The following is a 14,680-nucleotide window of genomic DNA, read 5'->3' on the forward strand; positions in this document are numbered from 1 at the left end:
GGGAACCAGCCATGGACAGCCGGACCGTCAATCTGAAATCCAAACTCGAAGTCTACAAAGCGATGACCGACGGCGGAAACATTGCCGATTGCCCGGTCCGCGATGTCATCCAGGGACTCAATGGCAAATGGAGTTCGCTGCTGACGGCGGCGCTGGCCGAGCAGCCCTATCGCTTCGGCGAGCTGCGGCGGCTGGTTCCCGATATCTCGCAGCGCATGTTGACCCAGACGCTCTACGATCTGCAGCGCGACGGCTATGTGCGCCGCGAGGTGTTTCCGACCAAGCCGCCCAGTGTCGAATACAGCCTGACCGACCTTGGGCGATCGATGTTCGACGCTTTGCAGTATCTGCTGCAGTGGGCCGAAAACAACCATGACGCAGTGCGCGGCGCGCGGACTGCCTTCGATTCGACGCAAGCTTGACCAGCAGGCTAGCGCTCGGCGTCGCGACTTGATTTCGTCCGGCGGCTGAAGGATTGTCCCGGCCAGTTCGGCTTGGGGGCAGCGGCATTTCCTACGGTATCGCAATCGCCGGCGCTGGTCCGGCCGGGCTCGCCGCGGCGCTCTATCTCAAGCGCGCCGGCCACCGCGTAACCATCTTCGAGCGCTTCGAGGAACCGAGGCCGGTCGGCTCCGGGCTGATCCTGCAGCCGACTGGGCTGACGGTGCTCGCCGATCTCGGCCTGCTCGACGATATAATGGCGCTGGGCAGCAGGATCGACCGGCTGCATGGCGTCGATGCGTCGAGCGGCCGCACCGTGCTCGATGTCCGCTACGATGCCCAGCGCGGCAACCGTTTCGGCCTGGCGGTACACAGGGCCGCCCTGTTCGGCGTACTCTTTCGCGCTGCCCGGCGCGAGGCGATCCCCATCGAGACCGGCGTCGAAATCGAGGCCCTGGAGACCGGCGAGCGGGCGACGCTGATCCGGGGCAACGGCCGAAGGGAAGGGCCGTTCGATCTAATTGTCGACGCCAGCGGCGCGCGCTCGAAGCTGCGGCGGTGCGCCGGCAGTGCCGAAGCGCCGCGGCCACTCACCTATGGCGCGTTCTGGGCATCGCTCGGCTGGCGCGGCGAGGGCTTTGACGAGCACGCGCTTCTGCAGCGCTACGACATGGCCAGCGTGATGATCGGCGTGCTGCCGATCGGGCGGCCCGAGCCGGGCGCCGAAAGGATGGCGGCCTTCTTCTGGAGCCTGAAACCGGCGGATGCCGATATAGTCCGCAGCTTCGGCATCGATGCCTGGAAGGAGCGGGTGGTGCGGCTGTGGCCGCAGGCCGAGGCGTTCACCAACCAGATCGACAGTTTCGACCAGCTCTCGCTGGCCCGCTACGGCCATCACACGATGAAGTTTCCGGTTTGCCGGCGGCTGGCCGTGATCGGCGACGCCGCCCATTCGACCAGCCCGCAGCTTGGCCAGGGCGCCAACATGGCGCTGCTCGACGCCGCGGCACTTAGCTATGCGCTGGCGCGAGCGGACGGCGTGGAGACAGCGCTGGAAGTCTATGCGCGAGCGCGGCGCCGGCATGTCAGGGTCTTTCAGGCACTGTCGCTGGCGTTCACGCCCTTCTACCAGTCGGATTCGGTGGCGCTGCCCTTCATCCGCGACAGGCTGGTGGCGACGATCGCCAAGATCCCGCCGGCGCCGCGGTTCCTGGCCTCCATGGTCGCCGGCACGGTGATCGATCCGTTCAGGCGGGCTGGGCTTGCCGAAGCGCTATGGCCGGATCGCCTTGCCGAATGAGGCTCGATAGAAATGATCCCTTCGCCCGCAGGAAGGCATGCAGGCGCTGCGGATAGTCCGGCGCCACGGCCTGCCTGATCGACGGACGGTCACTCAACGCACTGCGCCAAGCCTGGACAAGCGGCTTGCCGTCAAGAATACCGAAATCGCCGATCCGATCGAAGGCGTCGAGGTAGCGGAAGACCGGACCGTAAACGGCATCGACGAGGGAAAAGCGGCTGCCAGCGAACCATGGCCCGCTCCGCCCGGCGCCGCCCGGCAGTTCAGCCTCAACACGGTCGAACATTGCCGACAGCGCGCTGGCTTCGGCGAGGAAGCCGGCCTCGCTCGGCGCTGAATAGAACCGGCCGATGGTGTTGAGGATGGCTGAGCCATACTCGATCCAGGCGCGGTGCCGGGCGCGTGCATAGGGGTCGGCGGGGTGGAGGGGATTGGCCTGCGTTTCCTCGAGGAATTCGAGGATGACCGCGGATTCGAAGATTATCGTCTCGTCGCCATTTTGCCGTACGCGCAGCAATGGCACCTTGCCGAGCGGCGAGATCGCCTTGAACCAGTCCGGTTTGTCGGCAAGGTCGATGTCGATCCGCTCGAACGGCACGCCTTTCTCGGCCAGCGAAATCGCGGCGCGCTGGACATAGGGGCAGAGCGGATGGCTGACGAGAACAAGGGTGTCGGCGGGTCTCATAGGAATGTGCCTTTCGATATCGATGCAATTGCATTTATGTAGATGCATGTGCATTGAACGTCAAGCTTGATGCATCTGCATCTATCGCCTAGGGTGGGCCATGACCGAAAAAGCCAAGCCTTCGCCTGAAGCCATCAAGGCCTGGGCCCGCCTGATGCGGGTTTCGCGCCAACTGATGGAACGGGCCGAAGACGCGCTGAAGGAGGGCGGCCTGCCGCCGCTCGCCTGGTACGATGTGCTGCACGAGCTTGCCGAGGCGGGCGAGGGCGGCTTGCGGCCGTTTCAACTGATCGAACGCACCCTGTTCGCGCAGTACAACATCTCGCGGCTATTGGCTCGGCTCGAGGCCGACGGGCTGGTCGAGAAACTGCCGGTGGCCGACGACGGCCGTGGCCATCACATCCGCATCACGCCCAAGGGACGGGAGACGCGCCGCCGCATGTGGACGATCTATGGCAGGTCGATCGAGGAGTTGGTTGGCGCAAAGCTGTCGTCGGATGAGCTGAGCACGGTCTCGGCACTGCTGGGCCGCCTGCGTCATCCGCCTACCGCGGACTGAGCTTGCGGACTGCGCGGCTGCGCGGACATCAGCGGATTTTTTCTTCTTTGCCCTTGCGCCGCTCACCGGATTGCGCAATATGCCGAACCGTAACGTACGGTACGGCAGGTCGAATTCACGCCCTGCCTTGTCCTTCCGAGGGAAGAGCGTGTTGCACAGCGTGCCCGACATCGACAACAGCGAGGCGCTGACGGAGCGGCAGCAGGCCGTCCTGGACGCGGCTTTGCGGCTGCTGGTTGAGGAGGGCGATCATCTGACCATGACCGCCGTGGCGCGTCGCGCGAGCTGCTCGAAGGAAACACTCTACAAATGGTTCGGCGATCGCGACGGACTCTTGACGGCGACCGTGCAGTGGCAGGCCTCGAAAGTGCGGGTGGCTTCGGTCGACGGCAAGGGGCTTGACCTTGCCTCGCTCACGGCGAGCCTGGAGCGCTTTGCCTCCGACTGGTTGAAGGTGATCTCCAGCGATACGTCGATCGCCCTCAATAGGGTGGCGGTCGGCCATGCCGGTTCGGGGAAGGACAATCTCGGCGCCGTCGTGCTGGAGAATGGGCGCTTTGCGCTGGCCAAGCGGCTGAAGCCCGTGCTGGAAGCCGGCCGGCAGGCCGGGCTCCTTGAATTTACGGATGCCGAGACGGCGTTCCGTACCTTTTTCGGGCTGGTTGGCCGGGACGTGCAGATCCGCCTGCTGCTCGGCGACCGGCTGGAATTGACTGAAGCGACGATCGGCGGCGATGCCGTCCGCGCGACGCAGCAGTTTCTCGCTCTTTTCGGAGCAAAAAACGGGCCTCAGGGCTTTTGATCTTCAAAACGGGAAGGAAGTAAAATGCGTGTCTATTACGATCGTGATGCCGATCTGAACCTGATCAAGGGCAAGAAGGTCGCCATCATTGGCTATGGCAGCCAGGGCAGGGCGCATGCGCTCAACCTCAAGGATTCCGGCGCCAAGGAGATCGCCATCGGTCTCAAGGCCGGCTCGGCGACCGCCAAGAAGGTCGAGGCCGACGGGCTCAAGGTGATGAGCGTCGCCGACGCCGCCAAATGGGCCGATCTGATGATGATGGCGACGCCCGACGAATTGCAGGCCGACATCTACAAGAACGAAATCGCGCCGAACATCCGCGACGGTGCCGCGATCGCCTTCGCGCACGGTCTCAACGTGCATTTCGGCCTCATCGAGCCGAAGTCGACCGTCGACGTCGTCATGATCGCGCCAAAGGGCCCGGGCCACACGGTGCGCGGCGAATACCAGAAGGGCGGCGGCGTGCCGTGCCTGGTCGCCGTCAACCAGGACGCCTCGGGCAACGCGCTCGATCTCGCGCTTTCCTACGCCTGCGGCGTTGGCGGCGGCCGTTCGGGCATCATCGAGACCAATTTCCGCGAGGAATGCGAGACCGACCTGTTCGGCGAGCAGGTCGTGCTGTGCGGCGGCCTGGTCGAACTGATCCGCGCCGGCTTCGAGACGCTGGTGGAAGCCGGCTATGCGCCGGAAATGGCCTATTTCGAGTGCCTTCACGAGGTCAAGCTGATCGTCGACCTGATCTATGAAGGCGGCATCGCCAACATGAACTACTCGATCTCGAACACCGCCGAGTGGGGCGAATATGTCTCGGGTCCGCGCATCATCACCGCCGAGACCAAGGCCGAGATGAAGCGCGTGCTGAAGGACATCCAGACGGGAAAGTTCACCTCGGAATGGATGCAGGAATACCGCGCCGGCATGTCCCGCTTCAAGGGCATCCGCCGCAACAACGACGGCCACCAGATCGAGGAAGTCGGCGCCAAGCTGCGCGCCATGATGCCGTGGATTTCCAAGAACAAGCTGGTCGACAAGGCCAAGAACTGAGCGAACCACGCTCCGCTGTCAATCATGAAAACGGCGCCACGTGGCGCCGTTTTCATTTCTAGTCTCAGGCAACTCAACTATAGGGCGACCAGCACTGCTGGCGCGGGCCGTTATAGGGTTGGAACGTGTTGTCGTAGGCGCGATACGAGCGGTAGCGGTTATAGCACCATTGCACATGCGCGTTCGACAACCGGCCGGCGCGATAATAGCGGCGCGGCGCCGGCGCATAGTAATCGTAGTTGTTGTAGTTGTTGTACATGCTGCCGAGGCCGAGCCCCAGGCCGAGACCGAGGACCGCCGCAGCGCCATCATCGTAGTAGCGTCCGCCACGATAATGATGGCGGCCATGGCGCCAGCGCCAGTTGTCGCCGCGGTTCCAGTTGCCGCCACCGTTCCAGTGGCGGCCGCTCCAGTTGCCTCCGCCATTCCAATGGCGGCCGTTCCAATTGCCTGACCGGCGCCATCTCCAATCGCCGCCGTTGTTTCCGCCAGCCCAGCCCTCGCGGACCGGGATGACCGTCGGCGCGGCGGTGCTGGCCGGGATCGACACATCCGGCTGCAGAATCGGCGCGGCAGCGGATGGCGCCGTGATGCCGGAGACAATACCGAGCGCTATCAGCCCGGATTTGACAGTGGAAGAAAAGAGCGCGTTCATTGCACTTCTCCAAGAGAACAGGCCCCACGCCTACCCTGGGAATGGGCTTACCGTGGACCTTTGCGTCTGAACGGCGGATGAACGGAAAGGTTCCGTCAACCATGGCGTGAAACCCACCGGGACCAAGGGATCCCTGCTTGTGGTCCTGCGATCTTGTTTTCCGCCGCTCTTGCAGGCAAAGGTCAGCGCATGTCGCTGCGCCTTGCCACCTTCAATGTCGAGAACCTGATGAACAGGTTCGATTTTTCCGGCTTTCGCAACCAGCTCAATGAGGATCGCACGTTGGCGCTCTTCGATATCCAGAGCGAGGCCGAATACAAGATGCTGGAACAGGCGCGCGCCATCGCGCAATCCGACGACACGCGCCAGCTGACGGCGTTGGCGATTGCCGCCGCCCGTGCCGACATCATCTGCATGCAGGAGGTCGACAACATCGAGGCCTTGAAGGCCTTCGAGTACGGCTATCTGTTCAAGATGGTGGGGCAGGGCTACCGCCAGAAATACACCACGTCGGGCAATGATTCGCGCGGCATCGATGTCGCGGTGATGATGCGCAACGAGACCGCGCAGGGACAGCCGATCGAATTCGTGCGCATGACCAGCCACGCCTATGTCACCTACGAGCAGTTCGGGTTGCATACGCCCGAGCTGGCGGCCCTCGGCAACCAGCCCAATGAACGCATCTTCCGGCGCGACTGCCTGGAGGTCGACATCAAGGTGGGCGGCGCGCCGATGACGCTCTATCTCGTGCACTTCAAGTCCATGGGCTCTCCCCGCAACGGGCTCGACGGACGCGAGGCGACGATGCCGGTGCGCATCGCGGAGGCGCAAGCCGTGCGGCGCATCATCGAGGAGCGTTTCGGGGCGGAGCACGCGGCCGACAAGCGTTGGGCGATCTGCGGCGACATGAACGATTACCGCCAGCGGGTGAAGATCGCCGGCGATGAGGTCGACGGCTACCGTTTCGAGGTGGTCGACGAGAACCTGTCCTGCATCAATGTGCTGACGGCGGGCGGCTTCTGTGAAAATGTGGTCGAGCGGCGGCCGGAAATGAACCGCTGGACCTTCTATCACACACGCGGGCCTCAAGAGCGGCATCTGTGCCAGCTCGACTATATCCTGCTGTCGAAGGGGCTGGCGGCGAAGAACGCCACCGCAGTTCCCGACATCATCCGCAATGGCCAGCCCTGGCGCACGATCTTTCCCGCGGGCCAGGAAGTCGAGCGCTTCCCGCGCGCCGGCTGGGACCGGCCAAAGGCCTCGGACCATTGCCCGGTGGCGATCACGCTGGACATGGCCTGAGCCGACATGAGTTTTGATCTTCCGCGCAATGTCATCCTGCCGGTCGATGCCATCGATGTCCGTCTCGATCCCGGCCCGCATCCCTTCGCGGTGGAGAATGCCGCGGCGATTGCCGAGAACTGGCGCCGCGAGATCGCTGCCAATCCGGCGCTGTTCGACGGCGTTGTGGTGCTGCTTTCCGAGCTTGCCTATCGCGACCGCAGCCTTATGGGCCGCTGCCATGCGGTCAATTACTCGACCTTCATGCTGTGGCGGAAGCGGCGCGAGAATTCCGGCGCCGAACACGCCTATGCCCATGCCGTGCTGGTGGCCGGGGACAACGCTCTGGTGGCGATCCGCATGGGACCGCGAACCGTCAGTGCCGGCCGGGTCTATTTCGCCGCCGGTTCGTTCGAGCCGATCGATTTCCGCGACGGTCTCGTCGATGTCGATTTCAACATGATGCGCGAGGTGCGCGAGGAGACCGGCATCGACCTGTCGAACGCCAGGCGTGGTGTGCGCTGGCACGCCCTGTCGACGGCAAGCGGCACCGTCATCTTCCGCCGCTATCACGTCGACGCGCCCGCCAATGAGATCGCGCGCCAAATCTTGGCCTTCGTCGCCACCGAAGCCGACCCGGAGATCGAGGGGCCGGTGATCATCCGCCATGCCGGCGACCTGCCGGACGGCCTGTCGCCGCACATGAAGCCGCTGATCGAGTGGCATTTCGCGCGCGCAGACTAATATCGGTGCGTACCAGTTGTATCTGATAGCAGATTTTCTATGCTGATAGCAGTGACATCATTGCAGATTGGAATGATATCGATGAGCGCCGTCACGATCCGCAATTTGCCAGAGGAGACGCTCCGCGCCTTGAAGGTGCGGGCTGCGCATCATGGCCGCAGCACTGAGGCCGAAATGCGTGAGATCCTGGAAACGGCCGTGCGGCCGGCCAATCGGGTCAAGCTCGGTTCGCTGCTCGCCGCCATCGGCCGCGAGGCCGGATTGTCGCAAGAGGATGTCGATACCTTGCAGCAGCTCCGCGACAAAACACCGGGCGAGCCGGTGCGGTTCGAATGATCCTCATCGACACCAGCGTCATGTCTGAGCCATGGAGACCTGCACCCGATCCTCGCGTCATCGCGTGGATCGACGCCCAGGCCGTCGAAACCCTATATCTTTCGGCCGTCACAGTGGCTGAGTTGCGTTTCGGGATCGCGGCCATGCCTTCCGGCAAGCGCCGCACGATCCTGCATGATCGTCTTGAGCAGGACGCGTTGCCGTTGTTTGCAGGCCGCATTCTGCCGTTCGACCTCGACGCGTCGCGCGCCTATGCCGATCTCATGGTACAGGCGAGAGCCGCAGGCAAGGCGATCGGCAACGCCGACGGTTATATCGCGGCGACCGCCGTAGCGCACGGTCTCACTGTCGCCACACGTGACACCGGTCCATTCGCGGCCGCCGGTTTGAACACCGTCAATCCGTGGGAAAGCGCGTCGTAGCCTTGCCTGCCACTGAAACCGTACGTCGGTGCCGCGACCATGTCGTGGAGCGGCCAGGCCCTATGATGTCTTGCTTGTGAGTGCCTTGCGGTCGTTGCGCGCGGCGACGAAGAACAGGATGAAGCCGATACCCAGCAACCCACCCATGGCCATTCCCATCGTCTGGCCAACGACCGCCTGGAAATCGGCGGTGACGCGATCGGGATTGGTCATGCCGTAGCGGGCGAGATACCACCAGATGCCTGCAAGGGCGGCCTCGATGATGATCATCACCAGGATCACGCGCGCCTTCTTGCTCATCTGCTGCTCCTCGACCAGATATGCCTTGGCATAGCATCGCCAACCCAGTGACGACAGGGTTGGGCAAGGCGGAAACGTCGAAGGTTGTGTAAAACCGGCCCGGAGTGCCGGGCGCCCTCGTAGCTTGCCCTTTTACTCGTGACGCAAGGCGTCGATCGGATCGAGCCTGGCGCCGCGCAGCGCCGGGAAGAAGCCGAACACCATGCCGATCAGCGCGGAGAAGCCGACGGCAAGCAGAATGACGGCCGGGCTTGGCGCGAAAGGTATGGTCAGCGTCACCGAGGCAAGGCCGGCCAGCGCCAGCCCAATCAGGATGCCGATGATGCCGCCAAGCAGCGACAGCACGGTCGCCTCGACCAGGAACTGGATGAGGATGTGCTTTTCATGCGCGCCGATGGCGAGCCTGATGCCGATCTCGCGCGTGCGCTCAGTGACCGACACCAGCATGATGTTCATGATGCCGATGCCGCCGACCAGCAGGCTGACACCGGCGACCGCGCCCAGCATGCCGGTCATCGTCGTGGTGGCGCTGGCCATGGCGTCGGCGATCTGGGTCATGTCGCGGATGCCGAAATCGCTCTCGCGATCGGGCGTGATGCGGCGCGCATCGCGCAAGATGTCCTCGACGCGCGGCTGCAATTCGGTGGTCGGCGTGCGGTCGTCGGCGGCGATGTAGATGTTGTCGATGTCGCGATTGCCGGCGATGCGGCGCTGATAGGCGGCGAGGGGCATCAGCACGACATTGTCCTGGTCCTGGCCGAAGCCGGTGTAGCCTTTCGGCTCGAGCAGCCCGACGATCCTGCAGGAGGTGCGGTTGACGCGGATGATCTCGCCCTCGGGATCGCCGGCGCCGAAGAATTGCTGGCGCACCGTCTCGCCGATCAGGCACACACCGGTGCCGGAGCGAGTTTCGGAATCGCTGAACGGCCGGCCGGACACCAGCTTCCAGTCGCGTGCGTCGAGATAGGCGCTGTCGGTGCCGGTGACGCCAGAGGTCAGGCTCTCGGTGCCGAAGATGACGCGCACCTGCTTCTGCGCGGCCGGCGAGATGGCGCGCGCGCCGGTGAGATGCGCAACCAGCGCCGCCAGATCCTTTTCCGCCAGCGGCCGCACCGCCTGGTCGAGCCCGCCCGGACCGCCGGGGCCGGCCGGGCGCCCGGCTCGGACGACCAGCAGATTGCTGCCGAGCTTGGAAATGTCGGACTTGACCTTTTGCGTGGTGCCGGAGCCGATGGTCAGCATGGCAATGACGGCGGCAACGCCGATGACGATGCCGAGCAAGGTCAGGAACGAGCGCAGCACGTTGCGGCGGATCGAGCGCAGCGAGAGGCGGACGGTTTCCCAGATCATGCCATCTCCATATTCATGGTGTCGGAGGCGACATGGCCGTCGAGGAAGCGGATGGTACGCTCGGCATATTCGGCGACATCGGCTTCGTGGGTGACCATGGTGACGGTCAGGCCAAGCTCTTTGTTCAGACGCGTCAGCAGCTCCATGATCTCATGCGTGCGTGCGGTGTCGAGATTGCCGGTCGGCTCGTCGGCGACGAGCAGCGTCGGCCTGGTGACGATGGCGCGTGCGATCGCCACGCGCTGCTGCTGGCCGCCGGAGAGTTCGGCCGGCGTGTGATGCTCGCGGCCGACAAGGCCGACCTCGGCCAGCGCCTGCATGGCAAGGTCGCGGCGCTCGCGGGCGGCGACACCACGATAGATCAGCGGCAGTTCCACATTTTCGGCCGCGGTGGTGCGGGCCAAGAGATTGTAGCCCTGGAAGACGAAGCCGACATAGAGGTTGCGCAGCATGGCGCGGCGGTTGCGGTCGAGCCGGCCGGCATCGACGCCCATGAAGGAATAGGTTCCGGCCGTAGGCGTGTCGAGGCAACCGATGATGTTCATCGCCGTCGACTTGCCGGAGCCCGATGGGCCCATGATGGCGACGAATTCACCGCGCCGGATGGCAAGATCGACTCCGGCCAGCGCATGCACCTTGGCTTCGCCCTGGCCGTAGCTCTTCCAGACCTTGTCGAAGGTGATGAGGGGGGCGCCCGCGGCCACTGCCTCAGCTCCGCGACTGCGAAGCGGTGATGATCTGCGCGCCTTCCTCCAGGCCGGAGGTGATCTCGGTCAGCTCGCCATCGGTCGAACCGATCTTGACGTTGACAGGATGCGGGCGGCCGTTCTCCAGCACATAGAGCGTGCGGGAACCATCGGTCGGGGCCTTCGCCACCGGGCGCTGGCGATTGCCGCGGCCCATGCGGCCGGTGAACAGGTCGCTCAGGCTCCAGCCGCGCGCCGCTTGCTGCGCCGGGCGATAGCGGAAAGCGGACGAGGGCACGGTGAGCACGCCCTTGGCTTCCCTCGTGACCACAGAAACGGTGGCGGTCATGCCGGGCCGCAGCAGCAACTCGTTGTTGTCGACTTCGAGCCGCGCATTGTAGGTGACGACGCCGTCCGTCGTGACCGAGGCATAGGAGATGTCGCGGATTTTGGCATCGAACGGCCGCTCCGGGAAAGCGTCGACGGTGAAACGGGCATGCTGGCCCGACTTGACCGCGCCGATATCGGCTTCGTCGACCGCCGCCACCAGTTCCATGTTCCTCAAATCGGCGGCGATGATGAACAGCACCGGCGCCTGCAGCGAGGAAGCGACCGTCTGGCCGGGGTCGACCGAACGCGTCAGCACGATGCCGTCGATCGGCGCGTAGATGGTGCTGTTGGCAAGGTCGGTCTGCTGCGACTTGAGATCGGCATTGGCGATGGCGAGATTGGCCTCGGCGCTATCGAGTGCCGCCTTGGAACGGTCGCGCGTCGCCGTCGCCGCCTCGAGCGACTGGTCGGTTGCCATGCCACGCTTGGTCAGGGCCGCGGCGCGGACAAGCGCACTCTCGTTCTCGGCGAGCGTCACCCTGGCGTCCTCCACATTGGCGGCCGCTCCCTTGGCGGACGCTTCGGCGCGTTCGATCTGGACCTGCAGCTTGGCGGTGTCGAGGGCCGCCAGCACGTCGCCCTTCTTCACCTGCTGGTTCTCGTTGACCGCGACCGAGCGTATGATGCCTGAGAGCTGGCTTGATATGTCGACCTGGGTGAGCGGCTGCAGCGTGCCTGTCGCCGACACCTGGACGGTGAGGTCGGCCTTGGCGGCCGGCACCGTGGTGTAGTCAATCCTGGTCGGCGTGCCCGCATACCATTGATAGAGGCCAAGGCCGGCGGCAAGCACGATGAGGGTCAGCAACGCATAGAGCCAGCCACGCCGGCGCGTCCTGCGCCGACCGGTCTGGTCGAGCCCAAGCGCCGTCTCGATGGCGGAATCCGATTCCGTCTTTGGCAGATTGACAATCTGGTCCACGTCGGACCCCTATGATGCGTAATGTCCCTGTCTGTGCACAGATCAGGCTTACCGGTTCGAATATCAAATTAAATTTCGCCCATGTTGGGATTGAGGCAGGGATGCAAACCCGGAATTACTTGCTTTACGATGTGTTTACGACCGAGCGACTGGCTGGCAACCCGCTGGCGGTGGTGTTGGATTGCAAAGGTCTGGACACGACCGCGATGCAGGCCATCGCGCGCGAGTTCAACCTGTCCGAATCGGTTTTCGTGTTGCCGCCGGACAATCCCAAACACCGCAACCGCATCCGCATCTTCACGCCCGACTATGAAATGCCATTCGCCGGCCATCCGACGGTGGGCTCGGCCATCGCGTTGGCCGAACTGGCGGGCGAGGGCGGCGCCGGCATCTTCGTGCTTGAAGAGAACATCGGTCCGGTGCGTTGCGCGGTCAGCACGCATGATGGCGCCACCTTCGCCGAGTTCGACCTGGCGAAATTGCCGGAGCCGCTGAAGCTGGAGGCCGATCCGGAGGCGATCGGCGCTGCCCTTGGCCTGGCGCCGCACGAGATCGGCTTCGAGAATCACCGCATCGCCTTCTGGTCGGCCGGCGTGCCCTATGTGACCATTCCTGTCGCCAATCTCGAAGCGGCGGGCCGCATCCGGCTGGATAACCAGGCATGGTCGGAACTGGCGCCGCGCAAGAGCGAATGGGCCTTCGCCAGCCCGTACGTCTATTGCCGCGAGACGGTGAATCACGAAAGCGCTTTCCATGTCCGCATGATCGTTCCCGGCACGCCTTCCTATGAGGACCCGGCGACCGGTTCGGCAGCGGCGGCCTTCGCCGGCGCCATCATGCATTTCGACGGTCCGACGGACGGGGTTTCGCAGCTATGGATCGAACAGGGACTGGAGATGGGCCGGCCGTCGCGCATCCGCCTCGAACTGACCGTGCAAGGCGGAAAACTGGCGTCCGCGCGCATTGGCGGGCATGCGATCAAGGTGGCGGAAGGCAAGCTTTTCGCCTGATTGGAGAGAGCCCCGGTCGATTTGTCGGGAAATGATTCCAGCAGGGCTGGACAGGACCGGTATCGGCGGCTATATGCCCGCCAACGCCGGTTTTTGCCGGCCGAGTGGGTGCGTAGCTCAGTTGGTAGAGCAGCTGACTCTTAATCAGCGGGTCCACAGTTCAATCCTGTGCGCACCCACCAAATTCCTAGAAGACTTGGTGGAAAGACCCTGAAGGCAAGAGGCGTTTGGCGCGTCTCGCACCGCAATGGCCGTTCACTGCGCCGCTTTGCCAATACTGGCCTTGAACTTGACCTTCATGGCGATCTGCCCGGTCACCGTCATCTGCGATCCCGCAGCGCCTCCCATGCTGCGATCCCTGGCGTTGACGTTCGTGGTCACGCTGGTTACCTCGCAGGTGTCGGCGACGGTATCGAGCACCATGGCGCAACTGGCGGCAGCGACCTTGTAGAACGAACGCAGCGCGGTTTGCTGCTGTGTGGCGACATCCTCTTCGTCCTTGACAGGAAGGGTCATGGTCAGGCTGGACTGGACCTTGGCCAGTCCATCGTCGCCCGCGTGCCGGAAGCGGCCGTTCTCATCGACATACTGCGAAAAAGCTGGCGCAGCAGTGCCGAAAAGCAGTGCAATGGCAGGTATCGCCTTCAAATACATCGCCTGATCTCCACATGAGATCCACTGATCTCATGTATCAGAACGACGTTATTATTTTGGCTCAATCACGTTAAAAGTTTGACGGATTACTTCTCCGAAACCCCAGCCTCGGCAAAGCTTGCCATCCCTGCATGGCATTCCAGCGCCGAGCGCACGATGTTGACGGCGAGGCATGCGCCGGAGCCTTCGCCGAGCCGCATGCCGAGATCGAGCAGCGGCGGCAGGGCGAGCGCTTCGAGGAGGCCGCGGTGACCCGATTCGGCTGAGACGTGGGCGGCGATCGTATGGGCAAGGCCGGTCGGGTGCAGCTTCGCCAGCGGCGCGGCGGCGGCGGTGCAGACGAAGCCGTCGAGCAGCACGGGTATGCCGAGATGGCGGGCGGCGAGCGTGGCGCCGAAGATGGCGGCGAGTTCGCGCCCGCCGAGCGCGGCAGCGATGCCCAGCGGATCGGCGAGGGCCGCGGCGTGGCGCTTCAGGCCGGCTTCGATGGCGACCACCTTGCGCTTCAGGCCGGCGTCGTCGACGCCGGTGCCGCGCCCGGTCCATTTTTCGGCGCCGCCGCCGAACAAGGCAGCCGAAATGGCGGCGGCGGGCGTGGTGTTGCCGATGCCCATTTCGCCAAAGCAGATTAGGTCGAGGTCTTTCGTCACGGCGTCATAGCCCGCCGAGACAGCGGCGAGGAAGGCCTTCTCATCCATTGCCGGCACTTGCGTGAAGTCACCGGTGGGATGGTCGAGATCAAGCGGGATGACGTCGAGTTCCGCGCCGGCGATGCGGGCGAGCTGGTTGATGGCGGCACCGCCGCCGGCAAAATTCGCCACCATCTGCACGGTGACTTCGGAGGGGTAGGCCGACACGCCCTGCGCGGTGACGCCGTGGTTGCCGGCGAAGACGAAGACTTTCACGCGGTCGAGCCTTGGCATGTCGCGGCCTTGCCAGCGCGCCAGCCAGGCGGCGATCGCTTCGAGTTTGCCGAGGCTGCCTTGCGGCTTGGTCAGCGTGTCCTGGCGGCGAGCGACGGCACTGGCGGCCACTTCGCTGCCGGCAGGCAGGTCGAGGCAGGCGGCGCGCAGTTCATCGAGGGATTTGAAGGGCATGGGGG

18 protein-coding genes and 1 tRNA gene are annotated in these 14,680 nt (G+C 64.3%); 11 read left to right on the plus strand and 8 right to left on the minus strand.

Annotated elements, in window-relative coordinates; translation table 11 throughout:
* The first annotated feature begins 11 nt into the window (after positions 1 to 11).
* Both FJ936_RS12090 and FJ936_RS12095 read left to right on the plus strand, forming a co-directional pair.
* Positions 12 to 422 (plus strand): helix-turn-helix domain-containing protein, encoded by a 411-nt coding sequence (locus tag FJ936_RS12090; RefSeq protein ID WP_015317307.1) that lies wholly within the window; start codon positions 12 to 14, stop codon positions 420 to 422.
* 53 nt (positions 423 to 475) lie between these two features.
* Entirely contained in the window at positions 476 to 1,741 is a 1,266-nt protein-coding gene (locus FJ936_RS12095; RefSeq protein ID WP_141906613.1) for an NAD(P)/FAD-dependent oxidoreductase, read from the plus strand.
* Here the strand turns inward: FJ936_RS12095 and FJ936_RS12100 are convergent.
* Entirely contained in the window at positions 1,689 to 2,426 is a 738-nt protein-coding gene (locus FJ936_RS12100; RefSeq protein WP_140788748.1) for a glutathione S-transferase family protein, read from the minus strand. The two genes, FJ936_RS12095 and FJ936_RS12100, sit on opposite strands and share 53 nt — an antisense overlap.
* Before the next feature lie 100 nt (positions 2,427 to 2,526).
* On the opposite strand from FJ936_RS12100, the gene FJ936_RS12105 reads away from it, so the two are divergent.
* The 3 genes from FJ936_RS12105 to ilvC all read left to right on the plus strand — a co-directional run bounded on the left by FJ936_RS12105 (position 2,527) and on the right by ilvC (position 4,831).
* Complete coding sequence (locus FJ936_RS12105) at positions 2,527 to 2,985, plus strand: MarR family winged helix-turn-helix transcriptional regulator (protein ID WP_140788746.1); 459 nt, start codon at positions 2,527 to 2,529, stop codon at positions 2,983 to 2,985.
* Between the two features lie 148 nt (positions 2,986 to 3,133).
* Positions 3,134 to 3,787: a TetR/AcrR family transcriptional regulator gene (locus FJ936_RS12110; RefSeq protein WP_181171142.1), complete on the plus strand. Its 654-nt coding sequence runs from the start codon at positions 3,134 to 3,136 to the stop codon at positions 3,785 to 3,787.
* 24 nt (positions 3,788 to 3,811) lie between these two features.
* Complete coding sequence (ilvC, locus tag FJ936_RS12115; RefSeq protein WP_140788742.1) at positions 3,812 to 4,831, plus strand: ketol-acid reductoisomerase; 1,020 nt, start codon at positions 3,812 to 3,814, stop codon at positions 4,829 to 4,831.
* Between the two features lie 73 nt (positions 4,832 to 4,904).
* Here the strand turns inward: ilvC and FJ936_RS12120 are convergent, their stop codons facing one another.
* The gene (locus FJ936_RS12120) at positions 4,905 to 5,486 is read right to left on the minus strand and encodes a BA14K family protein (RefSeq protein ID WP_140788739.1); all 582 of its coding nucleotides are present in this window, start codon (positions 5,484 to 5,486) and stop codon (positions 4,905 to 4,907) included.
* Positions 5,487 to 5,675: 189 nt separating this feature from the next.
* Between FJ936_RS12120 and FJ936_RS12125 the strand changes: the two genes are divergently transcribed.
* The 4 genes from FJ936_RS12125 to FJ936_RS12140 all read left to right on the plus strand — a co-directional run bounded on the left by FJ936_RS12125 (position 5,676) and on the right by FJ936_RS12140 (position 8,269).
* Positions 5,676 to 6,788, plus strand: coding sequence for an endonuclease/exonuclease/phosphatase family protein (locus FJ936_RS12125; protein WP_015317313.1), 1,113 nt, complete (start codon positions 5,676 to 5,678; stop codon positions 6,786 to 6,788).
* A 6-nt stretch (positions 6,789 to 6,794) separates the two neighbouring features.
* Complete coding sequence (locus FJ936_RS12130; protein WP_140788737.1) at positions 6,795 to 7,511, plus strand: hypothetical protein; 717 nt, start codon at positions 6,795 to 6,797, stop codon at positions 7,509 to 7,511.
* Positions 7,512 to 7,592: 81 nt separating this feature from the next.
* On the plus strand, positions 7,593 to 7,847 hold the full coding sequence (locus tag FJ936_RS12135; RefSeq protein WP_140615778.1) for a plasmid stabilization protein: 255 nt from the start codon (positions 7,593 to 7,595) through the stop codon (positions 7,845 to 7,847).
* Entirely contained in the window at positions 7,844 to 8,269 is a 426-nt protein-coding gene (locus FJ936_RS12140; protein WP_140788731.1) for a type II toxin-antitoxin system VapC family toxin, read from the plus strand. Before FJ936_RS12135 ends, FJ936_RS12140 begins: the two co-directional genes overlap by 4 nt.
* Before the next feature lie 60 nt (positions 8,270 to 8,329).
* On the opposite strand, the gene FJ936_RS12145 is transcribed toward FJ936_RS12140, so the two are convergent.
* From FJ936_RS12145 to FJ936_RS12160, 4 genes are all read right to left on the minus strand, one after another.
* On the minus strand, positions 8,330 to 8,569 hold the full coding sequence (locus tag FJ936_RS12145; protein WP_140615780.1) for a hypothetical protein: 240 nt from the start codon (positions 8,567 to 8,569) through the stop codon (positions 8,330 to 8,332).
* A gap of 132 nt (positions 8,570 to 8,701) precedes the next feature.
* Positions 8,702 to 9,919, minus strand: a complete 1,218-nt coding sequence (locus FJ936_RS12150) for an ABC transporter permease (protein ID WP_140615782.1) — start codon at positions 9,917 to 9,919, stop codon at positions 8,702 to 8,704.
* Positions 9,916 to 10,623, minus strand: a complete 708-nt coding sequence (locus FJ936_RS12155) for an ABC transporter ATP-binding protein (RefSeq protein ID WP_015317319.1) — start codon at positions 10,621 to 10,623, stop codon at positions 9,916 to 9,918. Before FJ936_RS12155 ends, FJ936_RS12150 begins: the two co-directional genes overlap by 4 nt.
* Before the next feature lie 4 nt (positions 10,624 to 10,627).
* Positions 10,628 to 11,914 (minus strand): efflux RND transporter periplasmic adaptor subunit, encoded by a 1,287-nt coding sequence (locus FJ936_RS12160; RefSeq protein ID WP_140660983.1) that lies wholly within the window; start codon positions 11,912 to 11,914, stop codon positions 10,628 to 10,630.
* A gap of 101 nt (positions 11,915 to 12,015) precedes the next feature.
* On the opposite strand from FJ936_RS12160, the gene FJ936_RS12165 reads away from it, so the two are divergent.
* Both FJ936_RS12165 and FJ936_RS12170 read left to right on the plus strand, forming a co-directional pair.
* Positions 12,016 to 12,924 carry a PhzF family phenazine biosynthesis protein gene (locus tag FJ936_RS12165; RefSeq protein WP_140788724.1) on the plus strand — a complete coding sequence of 303 codons (909 nt, stop codon included), beginning with the start codon at positions 12,016 to 12,018 and terminating at the stop codon, positions 12,922 to 12,924.
* A 106-nt stretch (positions 12,925 to 13,030) separates the two neighbouring features.
* A tRNA-Lys gene (locus FJ936_RS12170) sits at positions 13,031 to 13,106 on the plus strand.
* 73 nt (positions 13,107 to 13,179) lie between these two features.
* On the opposite strand, the gene FJ936_RS12175 is transcribed toward FJ936_RS12170, so the two are convergent.
* A complete protein-coding gene (locus FJ936_RS12175; RefSeq protein ID WP_140788719.1) occupies positions 13,180 to 13,578 on the minus strand; it encodes a hypothetical protein in 399 nt (132 codons plus the stop codon).
* A gap of 86 nt (positions 13,579 to 13,664) precedes the next feature.
* Positions 13,665 to 14,675, minus strand: a complete 1,011-nt coding sequence (cobT, locus tag FJ936_RS12180; RefSeq protein WP_140788717.1) for a nicotinate-nucleotide--dimethylbenzimidazole phosphoribosyltransferase — start codon at positions 14,673 to 14,675, stop codon at positions 13,665 to 13,667.
* Positions 14,676 to 14,680: the final 5 nt, after the last annotated feature.

Origin of the sequence: Mesorhizobium sp. B2-4-13 (assembly GCF_006658535.1) — a bacterium.
Classification (GTDB): Bacteria; Pseudomonadota; Alphaproteobacteria; order Rhizobiales; family Rhizobiaceae; genus Mesorhizobium; species Mesorhizobium australicum.